General features: G+C 49.4%; 12 protein-coding genes. 8 read left to right on the top strand and 4 right to left on the bottom strand.

The window, feature by feature from the left end; genetic code table 11:
- Positions 1 to 2: 2 nt before the first annotated feature.
- Entirely contained in the window at positions 3 to 1,190 is a 1,188-nt protein-coding gene (locus SK36_RS11215; protein WP_048221555.1) for a c-type cytochrome, read from the top strand.
- 53 nt (positions 1,191 to 1,243) lie between these two features.
- Here SK36_RS11215 and pdxR read toward each other — a convergent pair whose 3' ends face one another.
- A complete protein-coding gene (gene pdxR / locus SK36_RS11210; RefSeq protein ID WP_048221554.1) occupies positions 1,244 to 2,716 on the bottom strand; it encodes a MocR-like pyridoxine biosynthesis transcription factor PdxR in 1,473 nt (490 codons plus the stop codon).
- A gap of 106 nt (positions 2,717 to 2,822) precedes the next feature.
- Here pdxR and puuE point away from each other — a divergent pair, with 106 nt between their 5' ends.
- The 4 genes from puuE (at position 2,823) to SK36_RS11190 (ending at position 7,101) form a co-directional block, all read left to right on the top strand.
- Entirely contained in the window at positions 2,823 to 4,088 is a 1,266-nt protein-coding gene (gene puuE / locus SK36_RS11205) for a 4-aminobutyrate transaminase (RefSeq protein ID WP_048221553.1), read from the top strand.
- Positions 4,089 to 4,305: 217 nt separating this feature from the next.
- Positions 4,306 to 5,361 carry an ABC transporter substrate-binding protein gene (locus SK36_RS11200; RefSeq protein WP_048221552.1) on the top strand — a complete coding sequence of 352 codons (1,056 nt, stop codon included), beginning with the start codon at positions 4,306 to 4,308 and terminating at the stop codon, positions 5,359 to 5,361.
- On the top strand, positions 5,348 to 6,352 hold the full coding sequence (locus SK36_RS11195) for a FecCD family ABC transporter permease (protein WP_048221551.1): 1,005 nt from the start codon (positions 5,348 to 5,350) through the stop codon (positions 6,350 to 6,352). The genes SK36_RS11200 and SK36_RS11195 overlap by 14 nt, the downstream gene beginning before the upstream one ends.
- Positions 6,349 to 7,101: an ABC transporter ATP-binding protein gene (locus SK36_RS11190; protein WP_048221550.1), complete on the top strand. Its 753-nt coding sequence runs from the start codon at positions 6,349 to 6,351 to the stop codon at positions 7,099 to 7,101. The genes SK36_RS11195 and SK36_RS11190 overlap by 4 nt, the downstream gene beginning before the upstream one ends.
- On the opposite strand, the gene SK36_RS11185 is transcribed toward SK36_RS11190, so the two are convergent.
- From SK36_RS11185 to SK36_RS11175, 3 genes are all read right to left on the bottom strand, one after another.
- A complete protein-coding gene (locus SK36_RS11185; protein WP_048221549.1) occupies positions 7,070 to 7,810 on the bottom strand; it encodes a substrate-binding domain-containing protein in 741 nt (246 codons plus the stop codon). The genes SK36_RS11190 and SK36_RS11185 overlap by 32 nt on opposite strands.
- 100 nt (positions 7,811 to 7,910) lie before the next feature.
- On the bottom strand, positions 7,911 to 9,518 hold the full coding sequence (locus tag SK36_RS11180) for an FAD-NAD(P)-binding protein (protein ID WP_048221548.1): 1,608 nt from the start codon (positions 9,516 to 9,518) through the stop codon (positions 7,911 to 7,913).
- A 98-nt stretch (positions 9,519 to 9,616) separates the two neighbouring features.
- Positions 9,617 to 11,140: an EAL domain-containing protein gene (locus SK36_RS11175; protein WP_045442358.1), complete on the bottom strand. Its 1,524-nt coding sequence runs from the start codon at positions 11,138 to 11,140 to the stop codon at positions 9,617 to 9,619.
- Between the two features lie 269 nt (positions 11,141 to 11,409).
- Between SK36_RS11175 and dgcJ the strand changes: the two genes are divergently transcribed.
- The 3 genes from dgcJ (at position 11,410) to SK36_RS24690 (ending at position 22,154) form a co-directional block, all read left to right on the top strand.
- A complete protein-coding gene (gene dgcJ, locus SK36_RS11170) occupies positions 11,410 to 12,927 on the top strand; it encodes a diguanylate cyclase DgcJ (protein WP_223306986.1) in 1,518 nt (505 codons plus the stop codon).
- A gap of 136 nt (positions 12,928 to 13,063) precedes the next feature.
- Positions 13,064 to 14,086, top strand: coding sequence for a hypothetical protein (locus tag SK36_RS11165; protein WP_048221547.1), 1,023 nt, complete (start codon positions 13,064 to 13,066; stop codon positions 14,084 to 14,086).
- Positions 14,087 to 14,507: 421 nt separating this feature from the next.
- Positions 14,508 to 22,154: a retention module-containing protein gene (locus SK36_RS24690; protein WP_053069240.1), complete on the top strand. Its 7,647-nt coding sequence runs from the start codon at positions 14,508 to 14,510 to the stop codon at positions 22,152 to 22,154.

Below are 22,154 nucleotides of genomic sequence, written 5' to 3'. Positions count from 1 at the left end.
CTATGCGTAACGTAACCTTTCTTATCGCTTGTTTATTTAGCGTCGGTGTCTCTGCTGCTGAATCTAACGGTGAGTACATCGCGCGAATTTCTGACTGTGTGGCATGTCACACCGCTGAGGGCGGAGCGGCGATGGCGGGGGGCAAAAAGTTTCCCACGCCCGTTGGTGATATTTATTCGACGAATATTACCCCCGACAAGACCCACGGTATTGGCAACTACTCTTACGACGAGTTTGAAAAAGCGGTGCGCCAGGGTATTGCCAAAGACGGTCATCCACTTTATCCGGCGATGCCTTATCCGTCTTATGCGAAGCTTTCCGATGAGGATGTTCAGGCGCTGTACACCTATTTTATGCATGATGTCACCTCATCTGCAGAACCCAATAAAGAGAACGCCATCCCCTGGCTCCTCTCGGCCCGATGGCCGCTGCATATCTGGAACTGGTTGTTTACCGACGCACCTGAGAGCAAAAAAACGGATGTAAATACTGAGCTGGTCAATCGGGGGGCTTATCTGGTTGAAGGGCCTGGTCACTGCGGTTCGTGTCATACCCCAAGGGGGATAGCGATGCAGGAAAAAGCGTACACCAGTAGCGATGATGAATACCTGAGCGGCGCGATGATCGACGGCTGGTACGCACCATCACTCAGAGGGACCGCCTTGTCAGAGCAGGAGTTAACGTCGCTGTTACTGACAGGAAAAAGCAAACATGCCGCGGTTTCAGGATCAATGGCCGAGGTTGTGAGTCAGAGTACTCAGTATCTGACGGATGATGACGCTGCGGCGATAGCGCAGTATTTGCTGAGTCTGAAGCGCGATAAGGCTGCCCCGACGCGCCCGACGGCTACGTGGTCAAATTCGCCTGAAGCGGGCAAGGTTGTCTATAACCGCTATTGCTCAACCTGTCACGGCCTGGAAGGCAAAGGAACGGATGATAATGTGCCTTCTTTGATCAAAAACCCGCTGGTCATGATTGACGATCCGACCCCGCTGTACAGAGTGATTACGCAGGGGGCGGAAACACCCACGATGCGGGGAAATGTCTCCTTCAAAATGCCAGCGTATGAGGGAATGATGACTAAGGGTGAAATGCGCGACGTTATCAACTATGTGCGTAAAAGCTGGGGCGAAGGTAATGGCGAGATAACTCAGGAGGATCTGGCCGGACTTAAAAAAGCCACACACTAGCAGAACGCCGGATGGGGGGGCAAACCTCATCCGGCGTACAAATCCGACGTTCGTCAGCTATGGGCTTTAATAATCCCGGCCAGTCTGGAAAACGCCGATGCCATCTCATGTTCTTCAATGCTGGCAAATCCCAGCAACAGACCGCGGCGTTTCTCTTCACTGATGTAATACCGCGACAGCGGTCGAACCAACAAACCTTCGGCATTTGCCAACCGTGCAATGGCAACGTCATCGCTATCGGCTGGCAACTGTAAAATCAGATGCAGCCCGGCGTTACTGTTGAAGGAACCCAGATAATGTTCACCGAGCATCCTGGTGATCAGTTCAACCAGCATATGGCGACGGCGGCTGTAGAGCTGACGCATTTTGCGGATATGGGCCGCGTAGTAACCCTCTTTAATAAACTCAGCCAGCGCGGCCTGAATCAGAAGATGACCACCGCGATAGAGGTCAGTATGAACTTTCTTCAGTGGGGTAGCGAGTGCCTTGGGCAGGACGACATAACCGAGTCGGAGTGCGGGATAAAGTGTTTTGCTGAACGTGCCGATGTAAATGACTGGACTCTCTTCCTCCAGTCCCTGTAATGACGGAATGGGCTGACCCGAGAAGCGAAACTCACTGTCGTAATCATCTTCCACTATCCAGCTTCGTGTTTCACGCGCCCGAAAGAGGAGCTGCCGCCGCCGGCTGAGGCTCATTACCGAACCGAGGGGATATTGGTGTGACGGTGTCACAAAAATCAGTTTCGGCGCAACCTCTGATGCTCCTGGCGGAACCATACCTTGTTCATCAACGGGGATCGCCGAAAAGTTAACAGCGTTGATACGCAGAATGTTTTTTATTCCCCAGTAGCCGGGTTCTTCAATCCAGACGTTATCACCTGGGTCACACAGAGTGCGGGTCACCAGATCCAGCGCCTGATGAATGCCTTCGGTGATCAGTATCTGTTCGGGAGAGCATCTGACACCGCGCGCGGTACGCAGGTAATCGGCCAGCGCCTCTTTCAGCTCACTTACGCCGCCTGTAGCATCGTAGGTAAGAAACTCCGGGCGCAACCGTCTTGCCAGCCGGTCCTGAATCTTTTTGAGCGTGCGGTGAGGAAAATACTGTACGTCAGGTACGCCTGGGATAAAAGCTCCCCACTGTCGGGGGCTCGCGCTGGCGTAACCCAGCAGTTCAAGACAACGCGCTGATAAGCTGGTGTGGTCTTCTTGCGTGGGTGAGGTGGGTTCCCTGTCGGTGCGCAGGTTGAGATTATCCAGTACGCTGTCAGTAACAAACGTCCCGCTGCTGGTGCGTGCAGAAATATACCCCTCGGCCTGTAACTGCTCATATACCCGTAATACGGTGTTGCGAGATAGCGCCAGCTCACTAGCCAGATCCCGCGAAGGGGGCATGCGGGTTGCTGGTTTCAGGTTACCTTCAAGAATACAACTGCAGATGGCGGCATACAGACGACGATGAAGCTTTTCGTCAGTCTGCTGGCTAAATGCTTGCTTGATCACATCTCCGGCAAGTGAACGCATTTGGATCCTTAAAATAAAACGATTTGGCTCTCGATTAAAGTACCAGATGGCGTCTAAATTTAAAGGGTAATTCAACCCGGATATGTTTATGGACAAGGTGTAGATAATGAACAATAAAAACCTGCAACAACGTCGTTTGGATGCCACCCCGCGTGGCGTAGGTGTGATGTGTGATTTTTTCGCTCAGTCAGCGGAAAACAGCACAATTACCGATATCGAAGGCAATCAATATATTGATTTCGCTGCCGGAATTGCCGTGCTGAATACCGGACACCGTCATCCTCGTATGGTGCAGGCAGTCGAGGCTCAGCTTCAGGCTTTTACTCACACGGCATACCAGATAGTCCCGTACGAGAGCTATGTTTCTCTGGCTGAGAAAATCAATGCAGTTGCGCCTGTTGATGGGCCGCGTAAAACCACATTCTTTACTACCGGAGCAGAGGCGGTAGAAAACGCGGTTAAAATTGCCCGCGCACACACAGGTCGGCCGGGTGTTATCGCCTTTGGCGGCGGTTTTCACGGACGCACATACATGACCATGGCACTTACCGGTAAGGTCGCGCCGTATAAAAAAGGATTCGGTCCGTTCCCTGGATCTGTTTACCATGCGCCTTATCCTTCTGAACTACAGGGTATTTCCACCGCAGATTCGGTTAAAGCAATTGAGCGGCTGTTTAAAGCTGACATTGACCCCAGCCAGGTGGCGGCGATTATTTTCGAACCCGTGCAGGGCGAAGGGGGATTTGTTGTAGCTCCGCCTGAATTTGTCGCGTCTATCCGTCGCATCTGTGATGAGCACGGCATTGTGATGATTGCCGATGAGGTGCAAAGTGGTTTTGCCCGTACGGGTGAGTTGTTCGCTATGGATCACTACGATCATAAAGCTGACCTGATGACCATGGCGAAAAGTCTTGCTGGTGGTATGCCGCTGTCAGGTGTGGTCGGTAAGGCCGAGATTATGGACGCACCAGCGCCGGGTGGTTTGGGCGGCACTTATGCCGGAAACCCGTTGGCTGTGGCAGCGGCCCACGCGGTGCTTGATATTATTCATGATGAACAACTGTGCCAGCGTGCAGAAGCACTTGGTGAGCAACTGCGTGCGGCCCTGAACGATGCTCGTGCAGGGTGTCCGGAGTTGGCCGAAGTACGCGGATTAGGCTCAATGATTGCTGCTGAATTTTGTGATGCAACAACGAAGGAGCCAAGCGCTGCCGTCGCGCAACGCGTGCAGAAGAAAGCGCTTGAGCAGGGGTTACTGCTGTTAACCTGCGGTCAATACGGCAACGTGATCCGCTTCCTCTATCCGCTGACTATTCCGCAAGATCAGTTCGCCAAAGCGTTAGATATCATCAAAATGGTCATTAAATCGTAATATCTGACGCGCAGTACGCACGCAGGCCGACGGTAGTGATTGCCGTCGGCTTTTCTTTTATCGCCGTAAAGTCCAGCGTGACGTAACACGATCCTGCCTGTTTCACGTCATAAATTGATCTTCATCTTTTGAATGGCTCGATTTATAGATAATGGGTTGCCAGTCACATCGTTATATAATTTAATGCATATCGTTTTTCCCTTTCCAGATGGTATCTATGTTAACTCTTCGTTCTTTTGTGCTGGTTTGTGCCAGCCTGTTGTTTGCGTTTTCCGCGCAGGCAGACCGCAGTGTCACCGATCAGCTAGGCCGTCAGGTCACGTTACCAGACCACGTCGATAAGGTGGTTGTGCTGCAACACCAGACGCTGAATATTCTGGTTCAGTTGGATGCTCAACAGTCAATTGTTGGTGTCATGTCGAGCTGGAAAAAACAGCTTGGCCCTGAGTTTGCCCGCTTTATGCCAACGATTACCTCATTGCCAACGCCTGGCGATCTCACCAGCGTGAATATTGAAAGTTTGCTGGCGATTCATCCGCAGGTGGTGTTCGTTGCCAACTATGCGCCAGCGGAGATGATCCAGCAGATCCAGAATGCCGGTATTCCGGTGGTGGCTATCTCGTTACGCCAGGATATTGACGGGCAGCAGAACAAAATGAACCCGACAATGGCCGACGAGGAACAGGTCTATAACGAAGGGTTAAAGCAGGGCATTCGGCTGATTGCCGATGTGGTTGGGCGCAAATCCCAGGCTGAATCGCTGATTAACTACGTTTTTGCGGCGAGGGAAAAATTTAATGCACCGGTCGCTAATATTCCTGAAGCGCAAAAAGTCCGTATCTATATGGCTAACCCCGATCTCATGACCTATGGTTCCGGAAAGTACACCGGGCTGATGATGCAGCACGCTGGCGGGCTAAACGTTGCGGCTGCGAGTGTTAAAGGGGCGCGGCAGGTTTCGCTTGAGCAGGTATTACAGTGGAACCCGCAGGTTATTTTTGTTCAGGATCGCTATCCGCAGGTGGTGGCTGAGATCCAAAACGATCCCAACTGGCAGGGAATTGATGCGGTGAAAAACCATCGTGTCTGGCTGATGCCTGAATACGCTAAAGCCTGGGGATATCCGATGCCGGAAGCACTGGCGATTGGTGAGTTATGGATGGCAAAAAAACTCTACCCGGATGCCTATAAAAACGTGAATGTTGATGCGCAGGCGCAGGAGTACTACCAACGTTTTTATCGTGTGAACTGGCAGCCTGATGCTGGTAAGTAAGCGCATTTTATCCTGGCAACCGATCCTCATAACGGCTGTGCTGTTGCTGGGAGTGGGCTCGCTGTGTCTTGGACATTATCCATTGTCATTGGGCGATGTGTTTTATCAGCTTAGCCATTATTCCGACACTCAGGGCATTGCAAATCAGGTCATCTGGACTGTCAGACTTCCGCGTATTCTGATGGCATTGTTAGCGGGGGGAGCCCTTGGGCTGTGTGGCGCCACCTTGCAAGGGGTGTTTCATAACCCGTTGGTTGACCCACATATTATTGGGGTAACTTCCGGTTCAGCTTTTGGCGGCACGCTGGCTATTCTGCTCGGGCTGGATCCGTGGCTGATGATGGGTTCAACGTTCTTCTTCGGTCTGGCAGCCTTAATCCTGGTGTACGCCATTGCCGCGCTCCAGGGACTGGAGAATACGCTTGTTCTGATCCTGTCAGGTATCATTTTGAGTGGTTTTTTTGCGGCACTGGTGAGTCTGATTCAATATCAGGCCGATACCGAAGAAACATTGCCTAATATTGTGTTCTGGCTACTGGGTAGTTTTGCGACGGCCAACTGGCATAAAGTGCTGATGCTGACCGTTCCGGTCAGTATCGCGGCGACAATTTTGTACCAGTTGCGCTGGCGGATAAACCTGTTATCACTCAATGATAAAGACGCTAAAGCGCTCGGCGTGGCGGTGATTCCTCTGCGACGCAGTGTGCTGGTCTGCTGCGCGTTTTTAGTCGCGGCGCAGGTATCTGTCAGCGGCAGCATTGCCTGGGTTGGGCTGGTTATTCCGCATCTGGCGCGACTGCTGGTGGGTGTCGATCATCGTCGATTACTTCCCTGTGCCTTCTGGGTGGGGGGCGGTTTTATGATTGTGGTAGATGATATTGCGCGTACCTTGATGTCGGCGGAAATACCTCTGGGGATCATAACCGCATTGCTCGGTGCGCCGCTATTTGCCTTTTTGTTAATTCAGTCCAGTCGTCGGGGAAAACGATGAAATCTGCGGCTCTGTATGTTGATCAACTGGCATATGGTTACCAAACGCCGTTATTTGAGCCACTCACATTTCGTTGTGAGAAAGGTGATATATGGGCCGTACTGGGGCGTAATGGGTTGGGGAAAAGCACTCTGCTGGACACGTTAACCGGTACGTTGCCTGCGCTTGGTGGAAGTATAGAAAGTGAAGGTGGAATCGGGATTGTCGCTCAGCATTCCCATCTACCATTTCCCTATACGGTGAGTGATGTCGTGCTTATGGGGCGAGCACAACATGTGAAGCTGTTTGCCCAACCCCGTCATCAGGACAAGCAACGGGCGGCTGAGGCGCTGGAACAGTTAAACATTGCGCATCTTGCTGCGTGTTCGTTTAGCTCGCTCTCCGGTGGGCAGCAACAGCTGGTGATGATCGCCAGGGCACTGGTAACCGATTGCCAGACGTTGTTGCTTGATGAACCCTGTTCTGCACTGGATTTAGCCAATCAGCAGGTAGTGTTGCAACTCATCAGCGATCTGGCCCATCGACAAGGATGCAGTATTCTCTTTTCCACTCACGATCCGCTGCATGCACTGCAAATAGCAACCCATACGCTGTTGCTGTTACCGCAGGGGAAATGGCTTGCCGGTCCTACAGACAGCGTTGTGACGGAAGATAATCTGTACAGGGCTTATGGATTGCCGCTGCGAAAATTCAGCCTGGAAAATCATCCGACGCCGTTTATTGCGCCCCTGTTTGCGATCCATCGCTAAGGGGTAAAAATCCGGCGGCGGTTAAAAATTCCTGACCGCCGCTGGTGAGAATAAATTCAACCAACGCCATGACCTCCTTAGACGCGTCGAGAATGGCAAGCTGATATTCGCACTGAACGTTGTGTTCTGGCGGGATTGCAACACAACGGACATCGGGCTGCCCACACAGCGTTTTCGCATAGTGCGCGTAACCAATGAACAGATCGGCAAGTCCCTGACGAATAACCCATGCGCTGGCCAGTTCGCCTTTTGGCACGTTGAGACTGTCGCGACCTCCAACCAGCGCAGTGGCGCGTTCGCGCAGTTGTTGCCCAAGACCCGCTTCAAGCAAATCCAGCTTCTCGAAAAAGGCCCAGGTATAATCGCCACAGGGATCGCATCCGGGGGTTGATGTACCGATACGCAGGGTGGGGTCACGCAGCAAATCCAGCCATTCGCCGGGACGAGCGGTGGTAAGACTCAGTTGATTACGGCTAAACGTCTGTACGGATACGGCTTTACGACTGGACAGTAACTGTTGGGGATGTGCTCGATTTGCCGAAGCAAAAAGTGCGCACGGTTCACCGGCCTCAATTCGCTCCCGCAATAAACCTGCCGGGCCATATTCAACAGTGAAATCTATTCCGCTCAGGCGGGTGAAATGGCTTATCAGCGGGGTTAATGCCGGCCGTAAACTGCCAGCAGCAAAGAGGGGAACAGAAGCGGACATAAGATCAGATCTCTGTGATAAAGAAGATGGTGGAGACAACTATACCTGCTTACCACCTCGCGATAATGCTTCTTTTGATGGTAATAGCAGTGTGTTTTAGTCATGTCTCATAGAACGGCAAACGTCGACGAAAACGGACTGCCGGTTGCACAATAGCTTTCGCAATACAGTCGCCTATTTCCGCGCAGGCAGTAAGACCTTGTACGAACGGTTGATCGTGCATCAGCCAGGGAATGGCGGCAAGTGCAATACGACCACGAACAATATCCGGTGCCTGCAAGGTGTAGTCTTCACCGACATCTGGTAATTCCTCGCCTGTGGACTGAAGCTGTTTTCGTAACGTCGGAAATGGCAGATCTTTTGTTTTTAGTGGTTTTTGTCCTCTGGCGTCGATAAACACGTCAAATTTATACGCCTTATCGTTAGCGGAGATTACGGTTGCTGTACCTTGCTGCTCCAACTGGTAATCCGGGCCGAGGGCGAGAATACTCACTATCCCGGCTTCACGCAGTGCCAGTAATCTGCGAATTGACTGTGAGGGGATGGCGGCATAATTATCGATAAAGACGCGCGCAAGTCCGTTGTTGAAGCGTTTTCTGTCCTTCTCATTGAGTGAGGGAACAATCTCCTGCACGGCCTCATGCAAGCGAAGAATAGTGTAGCGCCAGGCGACAGTTCGTCGGTCACGCTTATTACGCTCAACTTCTTCAAGGTTAGTTTCGGCCCACTGAAAAGGGTCGTGTTTTTTGCGTGCGGCAAACCAGGCCTGCGTAAAACTGTCCGCATTGAGCGATGACAGAGCGATCTGTTGGCTCCATACAGGGTCAGTATGTCCAATTTCTTTTACTATCAGCGCAAAGACCCGGTCGAGCAGGCCTTCTGAGCCGTCGGCTATCTGTTTTTCCAGTGCTTCCCCGGTAACAAAACACAGCGGTTCATAGGGGATAGGGCAGTAAAAATCGGCTTCCGGTAAAATGCCAGAGCGGGACATGAGTGCAATGTGCAGATCCCGACTTTTGTCATCTTTTTCGAAGCGAATATGCTGCCCGTTATCGGACACAAATCTGCCATGCTGCGCCACGACAGCCATTGCCGCATCAAGAGCGCTCAAAGACGTGCCCATTATCCCTATCTGGCATGCCGGGATTTCTGCATCCATCAGACCGGTCCACGGGCTGGGAAAAAAGGTGCGAGTTAGCGCCTCCTCATCAGGCCAAACGTGCCCCGTTGCTATGACGGCGAGGTCAAATAGTTCAGGTGCAGCCTGCTCAGTGCAAACAACAATGCCCTCCGCTGTTGCCTGGATGTCGTTTACCAGGCAGGATTCATTCACTTTGATATTAAACCCCTGTCTTTCCGCCAGGCTGACAAGTTGTAAAAACTGGTCACGGAAATATTCACCAAGAAGAATGCGCGGCAGAAACTGGCGGACGTGCAGTGAGCCATGTTCAACGCCATAACGCGCTAAATGTGCTTCACTTTGCTGGCGTAACCAGTCGATATAGGGCGAGATAATGGGGGGAATTTCAATGCTGGCGATATTTGCCAGCATCATCCTTGAATTTTCTTCGTCGCTGTAGGGCATACCAACCCCGGCTTCTTTGGCTTGTTCATAGAGGGTAATTGACAGCGGTGTTTGATGCTTAAGCAGCGCGAATAACGTATAAATACCAGTAGGTCCCGCACCAACGATTGCTATCTTTTTCATCATTCTCCGCCTGTTTTTATTTAAACCTTTCGAATAATGCTGTTTGCTATGCCTGTGTTGAATCAGTGACATAGAATTACAGTTAATCGGTTATACGTTTACTCGACAATCACCTTAGCTCTGGCTTTTGACAGCAGAATTTTGACCAGTCCGGTGAAGGTTACCGGTTTGTAGAAATAGTAGCCCTGCAGGAAGGTAATGTTATTTTGGTTCAGGTAGTCGAGTTGCTCTTTCGTTTCGACCCCTTCGGCGACAATGCTTAACGACAGTTTACGAGCCAGATCCAGCACACAATCCAAAATGCGGGTTGAATCCGGATCGGCATTTACTCTACCAACGAAACTCTGGTCAATTTTAATATAATCAATATGCAGATCATGAAGATAAGAAAGTCCTGAATAGCCGGTGCCGAAATCATCCAGGGCAATTACGAAACCATTTTCGTGCAAGACATTAAGTCGCTGAACGAGGTGTTCATCCACATGTAAGGGTTCACGTTCGGTTACTTCAATAACCAGATGTAAATCATTTCGTCTGAAACTGTCCCTGTATTTCAGACACTCCTCAACAAATGTGGGGGAGGTGATATGGGATGCACTAAAGTTAATCCCGACATGAAATCCCTCGGGCAACTTACTGGCAATGACATTCATCTGCGTCACGACCTGTGTCATCAGACTTTGAGTCAGGGGAATTATCAGACCGGATTTTTCGGCAACTGGAATGAATGACGCCGGGGAGATATATCCGGCTCTCGGGTGTTTCCATCTGGCTAATACTTCAACACCGCGCAGCGTCAACGTTTTGCCGTTAACGATCGGTTGATAAAAAGGTACGATCTCTCCGTTGCTGATTGCCTTGCGTAACGTCTCTTCAGGCGTCGCATTCTTGTTCAAATATTTTTCCAGTGCGTAAGCCGCGATACCGGATATCAGCAGGATGAATATCAGTATGCCTGAACCTTTAGTGACCAGTCTGGCTAAGCTGAACAGCGGCGGTTGATTGTAAATTATACTGTAATGATATTTAGCCGAGTCAATTCGCCCGGTTAGTGGCGTATTTGCGTCTATTGTTGCCACATCTCCCGACAGGCCGATGGTGTTATTTCCCACGAGTAGTGAATACGCAACCCTCTTCAACGGAACATTCAGCGCTCCGCGGATATGCTGATCGCTGATGGTGACCAGAATACGGCTCGTTGCAAAAAGTGTCTGGTATAGCAGTACCGGCAGGCCGTTGACGGTGTTTTTGGCGGGTGCCAGCAGTAAGTTTGTTTCAGGCACAACGGGAATATGGGTCAATAACACGCGATTACCCGGCAGCGATGAACACCATACTGCCCCATTTTTGATGATAAGAATGGTCCGCAGGTGAGGCTTCAGAGCAGCTTCTGTGCCGAGCTGATATTGTTCTTCCAGATCGCAACCCTTCACGACGATGTCCTTAGCCGTTTTGGTCGCCAGAGTAGCCTCATCGAGTATATTGTTTATGTTGTTTTCTGCATATTTAGCGCCAGCAAGGCTATCGGCCCTTGATGAATACCAGAGCTGAATATTCAGGACAGAAACGCCGAAAACAAAAAGACACGCTGCGAGTGTTAGAGGAAGCAGTATGCTGCGCATTGTCGTGTCCTCGGCCAAAAGACGTAATCTCTGGGGATGAGTGGTTCGCTTAACTGACGAGTAGGCAAAGCATGGTAGACAGAATAAAAAATATCCATAACCCCATCGACATTTCTACTCTATTTCTTATCGTTTGAGTTATGTATCACGCGGCCATCGTGCCGGATTGACAGCGCCACGCTGTGTTGTACCTATCCGCAGGCCACGAGGGATGGATTGATGCTATACTTGAGCTCATTTCTTGGAGGTACAACAAGGAGTTAGCCATTTTGTCGAGACAAAAATATATTAGTGCGATTATCTTGACTGTGGTTTGTACCACCTTAGTGTTCATCGCGCTGGCCGTGCATGAAGCGCGAAATTTACAGAATTATATGGGATATGTCGCTGAAAATGGCAAATCGGCACTATTCCATGAAGAGTCAATTAATCAGAATATCGCCAGTCGGCTTTCGCGGGAATTCTATTCCAGAACATCCTCCGATAACCTTACCGATAGTGAACTGGCAGAGATCTGTCGACATGTAGAAAACGAGGGCAACATCTACGGGTTTAACCTTCTGTCTAAAACTATGAAAAACCTTGAAGGGACCTTACAGACTCAGAATAAAACGTGTACAGAGTGGGGGCGTGATATTGGCGCGATGTCCATAATTCAAAGTCCAGGGAGTACGGTCTCACAAAAGTACAGTTTTTCAAACTATACCGGCTATGCTTTCAGGAATATCAGATACTACATAGATCTTTCACATAACTATATTTACATCAATAAACTGGTTAATACCCGTGACTATACCTTTAGTAACTGGTTAGTTAATAATGGTCGCAGCATTAATATCGCGCGTAGCGCACATACTATTACCATCGATGAGAACGCTCTGGATGACCTGATACGAGGGGAAAGCATTGTGTCTCATATTTACCAGGATGGTTATACTCAAAATAATATTATCAGCATGCTTACTCCAGTGTTCCTGGGAGATAAAGTGAAAGGCATTCTGATTACAGATATCAATATTAACGATCTTATCGTTTCATTCGAAACAGTTGACCGGCCGTTGCTATGGAAATTCCTGTCTCTGTATGTTACGGATAATGCAACCGGTGCGAATATTATTTTTCATAACCCGGATCTCAAATCTTTTGGTTTGATCAGTTACCAGGACAAAATCACCCAGTATTACACTCTCCATGTCAAACTGGATGCTATCTACGTCATCATCGCTAATCTGTGGCTATTTATTTTGTATGTTCTGGGGACCTGGACATTATGCCGATATGCGCATAAGCAGTTAATCAGACAGGAATCGCTTTCGCGGGATAACGTGACGGATGTGATGACTGGCCTGTATAACAGAAAAGTTATTACACCTGAACTTGAGCAAAAAATACGCGCGCTCGTTGATCGCAACATCCCTGTCACGATCATCGCGATTGACAGCGATGGACTCAAAAAAATAAATGATACGCTTGGCCACCATATGGGTGATAAAGCGATACAGGCACTGGGTTTGGCGCTGGGAAATACTATTCGTAAAAGTGATTATGGCATACGGCTGGGGGGGGATGAGTTCTGCCTGGTTCTTATCGATTATTCACTGAATAAGTCGCGTGATGTTATCGATCGCGTGCAGGAACAATTGCTCACTATTGATCGCGATAAACTGGTGGCGTTCTCCTGGGGAGCGCACCAGATGCAGCCAGGCGATACGCTTGAAGTTGCAATGTTGAAAGCGGACGAATTACTGTATCAACACAAACGTAGCAAATATGCGGAACGCCGATAGTGATGGGTGATAAATACCGTTTTCGTAGGCTGTGTAAAGGGCAAGGAAGCGACTGATTTCGACGTGATAACTCACCATAATCGCTTCTCTTTTTTATCGTAAAGTAGTGCTAACGCTACTAATTTGCAGGTTTTTTATGGCTATTATTTCCCCTAAATATCAACGTGCATACCAGCGAGAATACGAAAAAGAGGCTGTAAAAAATGCCCTTGTCTGGATGAGCATGAATGACTATTTAGCTGAGTGCCTTGCTATTCATGATGAGTGCCACGAAGGTTATTCCCTTCATGAGCAGGTAAGTTCATGGCTTTTTATGCTTCGCATGAAAGGTAAGCCAGAGTTATTGGGGTACAAAACCGCGATACAGTCAAAGGACATGGAACTTCTACATTCAGCCCTGCGTCAGTCTGCCATGGTCAGGCACGTGACGTTGGGTGTGGATTCCGGATGCGATCACTGCATCAATATATGGACGACCCTGGATATTCTTGCCGCCGGCATGTTTTATCGTGTGTCACTTCTTTTACCTGAAAAGTGTGGTCTGAGTGACAATGGTCATCCTGTTACAATAGCGATTACCAATTTAGTTATGGCTTTATGGTACAAACGTACTGACTTTGAAACAGATGCAAGGGAAGGCGCAAAAAGGGTACTTGCGACTAAGCAGGCCACTCACGATCTCCTGGCTATTCGATACCTGATTGCACTTCTTGATGGAAACGTTGCCGAAGCGGGAACACTACTCGATCTATATTGTAAAAGTGTTCCACAAGTAAGGGAGTTTGGTGTCACTAAGCTCAATAAAATGTTCTGGCCATATGCACATGGGTTGTACAATCTTGCTTTTATTGTTTTAGGTCACGATAAAGCCAGCGCAATACCAAAACCAGAGTCGGATTGTTTCCTGAACGAATTGTCCGAGTGGCAACTCACCCATAATTATTGCTCCGGCTCGCTGTTTTTTGAATATCCGCAGCCAGTTGGAATAATTAACTCAATTATCTCGTGTACGCCTCCAGAATGTTTTTTACATCAACCCGATCGGGATACAAGTAAAAATTATAAAGAAAAAAGATATCTGCATGCAGAGCATTTTGAACAACAGGTAATTAAAACAGTTCTGGATAACATGACAAATAAGTCCAGCATCGAGATATAACGGTCACTACAGGAGAACCTACAGGGGTTGATTTGTTGTAGTATTGTCGTGTTTTTTGCGGCGCATGTTTTAATGTTGACTTGTTTATAATTTAACTTTCAATTAATCAAATGCCCATTAATGGACATTTGTCGCGCTCCCTATCTGTTTCACAGGTAAGTATAATATTTTTATGCACGGCATCCTTCAAGCTGCCTCGGCGTTGGCTACGTTCGTTCGCCCGAATCACTTACCAGAGTGAGCTCATCGGGATTCACTCACTTGCCGCCTTGATGCAACTTGAATGATTTTTTGTATATACCCATCATACTTAAACCGCTTAGGTGTTGGCTGCCTTCCTGCAATTCAAGTTATTTAGGGTGTGGCTATTTAATATATTTATTTTTTATAAAAATAATGATGTTCTCCAGGAGAGAAAGCTGTGAGTAATTTACTCGGTGTGATTAAAACGATAGTTGGCCAGGTTTATGTCATGGAAGCGGATGGCTCGCAGCGCCTCCTGAAAGAAGGTGACAGAATTTACAGCGGTGAAGAGGTTATTACCGGCAGCAACGGTGCGGTTAGCGTAGCGCTGTCTGATGGCCGAATCCTGGATCTTGGACGAAACAGTCAATGGGGCGAGAATGGCCTGCACACCGTAAACTCCGATGATCATAACAATCAGGATGTTGCATCGTTACAGAATGCGATTGCATCAGGTGAAGACCCGACTAAATCATTTGAAGCGCCTGCCGCCGGTAATGAACCTCCAGTACAGATTGAAGGTGGCGGCGGTGGACATACTCTGGTGCAACTGGAGCTTACCGGGCAGATAGTGAACCCGACGGCTGGTTTCAAAACGCGGGGGATCGGTGAGCCAGAATGGGAGCGTAGATTACCTGATAGCGGCGTCGCAGCAAGCGATTCAGCTGGTGCCCTCCATGTTCTTCCTCCCGTGGTTCACATTGATGATTTTGCGGGTAACGATGGCTACGTAAGTAAAAATGAAATAAATCATGCCAGCGTTAGCGGTACCAGCAACCAAAATCATGTCACGCTCATTTTCACTGATAGCCAGAAAAACACATTAATCATCGATGTAGCTGTGACTGACGGTCACTGGGCAGCACGGCCTGATTTAAGCCAAATGGTTGAAGGGCGTATTACCGTAGAGGCAACGGCTACAGACGTTTCGGGCCGTACTGCGCAAAGTACCTCTGTCGCAGTTATTGACACCATCGCTTTGCATGACAGCATCACCATAGACAGTGTTACGCCAGATAACGTTATCAATATCGCGGAGTCCCATAATCGGCAGACGCTAATTCACGGTATTGTTGCGGGTGATGCAAAGATTGGCGATAAAGTCATTTTATTGGTAGACGGGCAGACCTATACCAACACTGTTATCGATTTGGGTAATGGTAAGCTGGGTTATCAAATCAACGTCTCCACTCAGGGATTGCTCTCCGATCCCCATGTTCAAGCCACTGTGACGTCGACGGATGCTGCAGGTAATACATCGCAAGCCTCAACCCGCCATCATGTTGATATCGATCTGGATATTCATAACACCGTCACGATTGGTACTGTTGCTGACGATAACATCGTCAATTCAAATGAAGCCCGCATGCCCGTTATGATTACTGGTTTCGTCGGTGGCGATGCCAAAGCGGGGGATCAGGTGACGGTGACTGTTGGGGGGCATGATACCCATGGGGTTGTCGTCAGTGATAACGGTCAGTTGCGTTACGAGGTTGTTGTCCCGACAAACCGGCTTCGCGAAGGTGAAAACGATGTCCTGGTCCAGGTTATCAGTCATGATGCTGCTGGTAATGAAGCTATTGCTACTGAGCACAAAATTGTCACCCTCGACAGGTTTGCCCACAACGAGCTAAGCATTAACACCGTTGCTGGCGAAGATGTGGTAAACGCGATGGAAAACCGTATGCCAACGTTTATCAGTGGTGTTGTGACCGGAGATTCTCAGGCCGGAGACCCTGTGGTGGTCAGTGTTAACGGATTACCGTTTTACGGTACGGTGAGTGATGAAAACGGCACACTGCGATACAACGTCGCTGTACCGAACGGTACGTTAAACGAAGGTCGTAATGATGTAGAGGTGATGGTTTCCGGCGTTGATTCATCTGGCAACTCGTCGATTTCAGTAGTGTACAAGACAATCACGCTTGATACGCAGGCTGATAATTCTCTGACCATCGGAACCGTGGCTGGCGACAACACAGTAAATGCCATCGAAAATCGTATGCCGACAGTCATTAGCGGAGATGTCGCTGGTGATGCGCAGTCAGGGGACCGTGTGATAGTCACGGTTAACGGAATGACGTTTTACGGCAAGGTGTTGGATGACAACGGTCATCTACGTTATGCCGTCCCTGTACCAGGCCATGCGCTGGGTGAGGGCCACAATAACGTGCAGGTCATGGTGGTGAGCCATGATATGGCGGGCAACGAAGCGATAGCTGTCGAGCACAAAAATGTGACGCTGGATACTTACGCCTTTAACACCGTGGATATCAGAACGGTCTCGGGCGATAACGTAGTGAATGCGGCGGAATCGCAGCATGACACTTATGTTACCGGTGTAGTGAGCGGGAAGGATGCCAGAGCGGGCGACAGGGTTGTGGTGCATGTAAACGGAAAGGACTTCGTGGGCGAAGCGTTTGCCCATGCTGGAGGCCAGTTACAGTATAAAATCGCAGTAACGCCGGGCGTACTTCTGGACGGTGACAACGACGTCCAGGTTAAGGTGACCAGTCACGATAAAGCAGGCAACGAAGCGATCGCAGTAGCGCACCATAATGTGGTGCTGGACACCCATGCCGATGCCACGATAAGCGTGGATGCAGTGACAAAAGATAATGTACTGAACCACGATGAGCTGGATGCGAAGCAATGGGTTCATGGCAGCGTAGGCGGGGATGCTCGTCCGGGAGATCGAGTTGATATTGATATCCGTGGGCAGCATTTCACCGGAGACGTTATCGTCCTGAACGACGGTTCGCTGGGTTACCGCATCCCGGTGGATGCCGGCGCATTGGGTAATAACGGCGGTGAAGTAAATGCCGATTTGAGGTTCACTGTCAGCGTCACCGCCCATGATAAAGCCGGTAACGTTGTCACTCAGACGACAGAGCACACGGTCCATCTTGATAACCATGCCGAAAATGCTGTGGTTATCAGAACGGTCTCGGGCGATAACGTAGTGAACGCTGCGGAATCACAGCATGACACCTTTATTACTGGCGTAGTGAGCGGGAAGGATGCCAGAGCGGGTGATCGGATTGTGGTGCAGGTACAGGGGCAGAGCTTTGCCGGTCGGGTCGTTGAAGATGGCCACGGGCAACTGCATTATAAAGTCGCGATTTCGCCGGGTCTCCTTCAGGAAGGTGACAACGACGTCCTGGTCAACGTGATCAGTCATGACAAGGTGGGCAACGAAGCGATTGCGCTGGCGCATCAAAACGTCGTGCTGGACACCCATGCGGATGCTTCCGTCAGCGTTGATCGCGTGACGAAAGATAACACACTAAGCCACGCAGAAATGAACGCGCAAAAGCAGATAATTAGCGGAACAGTCGGTGGGGATGCTCGTCGCGGCGATGTCGTGACTCTGGATATTAACGGGCATAAATTCATCGATAACGTTGTCGATCTCGGTGATGGAACGCTGGGATATAAAATCTCTGTGGATCCTGCGGTATTTGGTGATAATCACGCCATGATTGACGGAGATATTAAATTCACCGCCTCGGTCACCTCTCATGACGCCGCTCACAATGAAGTCACCGTCATTACCGAACATACGGTTCATATTGATAACTTCGCGTCTAACGAGGTGCATATTGGCACGGTTGCGGGCGATAACATCATTAATATGAATGAATCTCGTCTGCCAACCTTGATCAGTGGCAATGTCGGTGGTGACGCTCAGGCAGGCGATCCGGTCGTTATTACTGTGAATGGCCGGGATTATGCTGGTGAAGTGGCGGGTGTTGCCGGTCATCTGTATTACAGCGTGCCTGTACCGACCAGTGTGCTGCACGAAGGCAAGAATAATGTGAAGGTCATGTTGACCAGTCATGACCACCTGGGAAACGAAGCGGTTGCTTATGAGCATAGGGTCATTACCGTTGATCGTCATGCGCATAATGAGGTGACGATCGGTATCGTGGCGGGAGATGATACCGTCAACGCCCATGAGTCTGCGGAAATTAGCGGCACTGTTCGTGGTGATGCACAAGCAGGCGATCCTGTCGTGATCAGCGTAAATGGCAACAGTTATACAGGCTTAGTTTCAGAGGTAAATGGCCATCTCGGCTATCATGTCACCGTGCCGCATAGCGCGCTTGTTGAAGGCAAAAACGATGTGCAGGTGATGGTTACTGGCGTCGATAACGCCGGGAACACGGCTATTGCCGTTGAGCATAAAACTATCATTCTGGATAGCCATGCCAACAACGCGCTGAACATTGATACGGTGGATGGGGATAACATCGTGAATGCCAGCGAGTCCCGTATGCCGATGATTATCAGTGGCAAAGTCAGTGGCGATGTACATGCGGGCGATCCTGTTGTTGTGAGCGTCAACGGCCATACTGTTAATGGCGTAGTGGTGGTCGATAACGGACATCTGCGTTATGAGGTTGCGGTGCCAACACATTACCTCCGTGAAGGTAAAAATGATGTGCAGGTGACGGTAACGGGTAATGATGATGCAGGAAACACGGCGAGTTCAGTTGAGCATCACCAGGTCACTCTTGACAGACAGGCCCACGCCACAATTTCCATTGGTGCAGTGACGAATGACAACGTACTTAACTACAGTGAACTGGAGACACCCAAACAAACTCTCACTGGCATTGTGGGGGGCGATGCGAAGGTGGGTGATGATGTCGTGCTCAAGATTAACGGATATCACTATTCCGGGCATGTCGTGGAGTTACCTGACCATCAACTGGGCTACAGTATTGCGGTTGATTCCTACGCATTCAGCGATAATCGCGGACATATCGATTCGGACGTTAAAGTTACCGCGACGGTAACTTCGTTTGATCACGTGCAAAACGAAGTCATCCAGACCACCGAACACATTGTCCATATTGATAACCACGCGGATGTGAGTATCACTGTTGATCCAGTGACGGGTGATGACATCATCAACCATTCAGAGTCGAGAGAGCATTTCACTAAAGTATCCGGAACTGTGAGTGGGGAAGATGTCCATGCGGGCGACAAAGTTGTCGTCACGGTGAACGGGCGAAACTATGAGACGGTTGTGGCGTCGCTTGCACATCAGAATGGGACGCTGGGTTACAATGTCGATGTGCTGACAAGAGACATGCTTGCCGATCCACATCATACGATAACAGCGCATATTACGGGTCAGGATGCGGCTGGTAACAGACAGCTCGTGGAGGCGTCGAAAGAATTAGTGGTCGATCTGAATGCGGAGGCGACGATTACCATCGACCCGGTGACCGCTAATCATGACAATATGATCAACGCCGCAGAGTCGGGACATGAGTTCACAACCATTACCGGGACGGTAAGTGGCGACGCGAAAGAAGGCGATTTGGTGACTCTGCATGTTAATGGCCTTGATTTAACCGGTCGTGTGGACGCTAACCTTCATTACAGTATTGATGTCAGCACCTACGATTTGATGAGTGATCCGCACCTCAGAGCCTCGATTTCTGTCACTGATAACGCCAATAACACGGCCCTCATTGAAGCTAAGCAGGATATTGTTGTCGATACACATGTTGATGCCACCATTACGGTGGATCCTGTGACAGCAGATAACACGCTAAACGATGAAGAGCTTAATCACCGCTTTACCCTGGTAACCGGCAATGTAACCGGCGAAATGCACGTCGGTGATCCGCTGACATTGACAGTGAATAACCATGTTTATCACGGGACAGTGGAAGACCTGGGGAATAACCAGATGGGCTACCGTATCGCGGTGGAAACCACGGATATTCATTCTGGCGATCATAAAATATACGCCAGTATCGGCGTGACAGATGCAGCGCAAAATAGTGCAGTGGTAGCGGCTGAACACCTTGTTGGCATTGATGATCACGCGGATGCTACGGTGACTATCAATATTATTTCAGGCGACGATGTCCTTAATCAGCTGGATCAATCGTCACCGACCACTGTCATTAATGGTTTGGTCACCGGAAATATTAACGCGGGAGAATTCGTGCATCTTACGGTGAATGGTCATACGTACGATGTTGAAGTGAAGCCTCAGGCATATCTTGATAACAAGCTGGGATATTCCTTTGCCGCCAGTACTGCAGATTTGCTTGCTGATCCGCATATTGTTGCAACGGTTAATGCCAGCGATGCAGCAGGCAATACCATAACAGCCGGGGCGACACACGATGTATCAAGGGATGATCGTGCTTATGCAACCATTACGATTGACTCTGTTACTGACGATAACGTCATTAACAATACCGAAGCGCATCAGGAATATACGACTGTCACTGGTCTTGTTAGTGGCGATGTCCATAGTGGCGATCGGGTTGAGTTAATTGTAAATGGACAGCATTATTTTGGCTGCGTTAGCGATCAAGGTGGTGGTCTTCACTACAGCATTGATGTCAGTACTGCAGATTTAATTTCAGGTGATAGTAAGCCCGTGATCCACGCTTCTGTAATGGGTTACGACGCAGCAGGTAATACCGTTCTGGCTGAGTCTGATCATACTATAAATATTGATACACGGGCTGATGCGGAAATAAAAGTGGGGTCATTAACACTTAACGGCTCCCGGGATTTTTGGGTCATTGAGGGAACGGTTGGTGGTGACGCAAAAGAAGGCGATGTGGTTAAAATCTTCGCCAACGGGAAAAACTATGAAACGGCGGTGCAGAAATATTCTGATGGTCATCTTGGATTTAACGGCGATCGCCTTATTGATGCTGCAACCGGCAACCCTGTTTATATTAACGCGCACGATTTAGATAATAATGCCGATGTCAGAGTAGAGATAACCAGCACCGATCCTTACGGTAATAGTGAAACGGCAAGCGCTCAGATACATGCTAATGTTCCGTGGCCAGCGACCAGCAATAATGGCAACACCACCACGCAACCTCATAACGACCAACCACATGCCGTTATCACCTTAAATCCGGTTGCAGGTAACGACATTATTAACCAGTCGGATTCGCAGTCACCGCACACGGTTATCCGCGGCACAGTCTCAGGCGATGTGAACCTGGGTGATGAGGTGACCTTACATATCGGAAAAGACAGCTATACCGGCTATGTTACTGAACGTCCTAACTTGCCGGGCGAGTACGGTTATGAGATTAGCGTTGATACGCAAAATCTCATTAATCATCCGGATATTACAGCGACAGTCACGGCCCATAATGATCATGGCAGCCAGATTGTTACTGTGTCTAAACCACTGATTATTGATACTGATGTCAGCGCCACAATTAAGCTCGATGATATAGCCGGTGACAATGTTATTAATAGTGTGGAATCCCGGTCTGGCACGACGACCGTTAGCGGTACCGTAACCGGTGACAATGTACATACGGGAAGCAACGTAACATTGACCGTTAACGGCCACCAAATTACGACGCAGGTGTTTGAAGATGCCAGTCATGTACTGAGATTCAGCAAAGAGATAAGCATTGACGACTTACGTCACGACCCTGTTATTGCCGCCAGCGTGACCGGCAACGACGATCATGGCAACGTAATGACGGTAACGGATGGTAAAACGATTGCCGTTGATACCGACGTTAAGGCGACGGTAACGATCAATAGTGTTACGGATGACAACGTCCTTAACCTGTCAGAAACAAAGAGTCCTGTCACACAAATAACCGGTACCGTGTCAGGCGATGTGAATCCTGGCGAATATGTCACGCTGACGGTTAATAACCACAAGTATCATGCCAAAATTGCGCCGGATATGGCTTTCAAAGCAGATATCAGGACTGTCGATCTGCTGGCCGAACACCGTATTGATGCGAAAGTGACCGGGAATGATACAGCGCAAAACTCGATTGATGCTTCGCGGACCGCACTATAG

The sequence above is a fragment of the Citrobacter sp. MGH106 genome (genome assembly GCF_001037495.1).
GTDB lineage: Bacteria > Pseudomonadota > Gammaproteobacteria > Enterobacterales > Enterobacteriaceae > Citrobacter > Citrobacter murliniae.
This window is presented reverse-complemented; position numbering and strand designations above follow the sequence as displayed.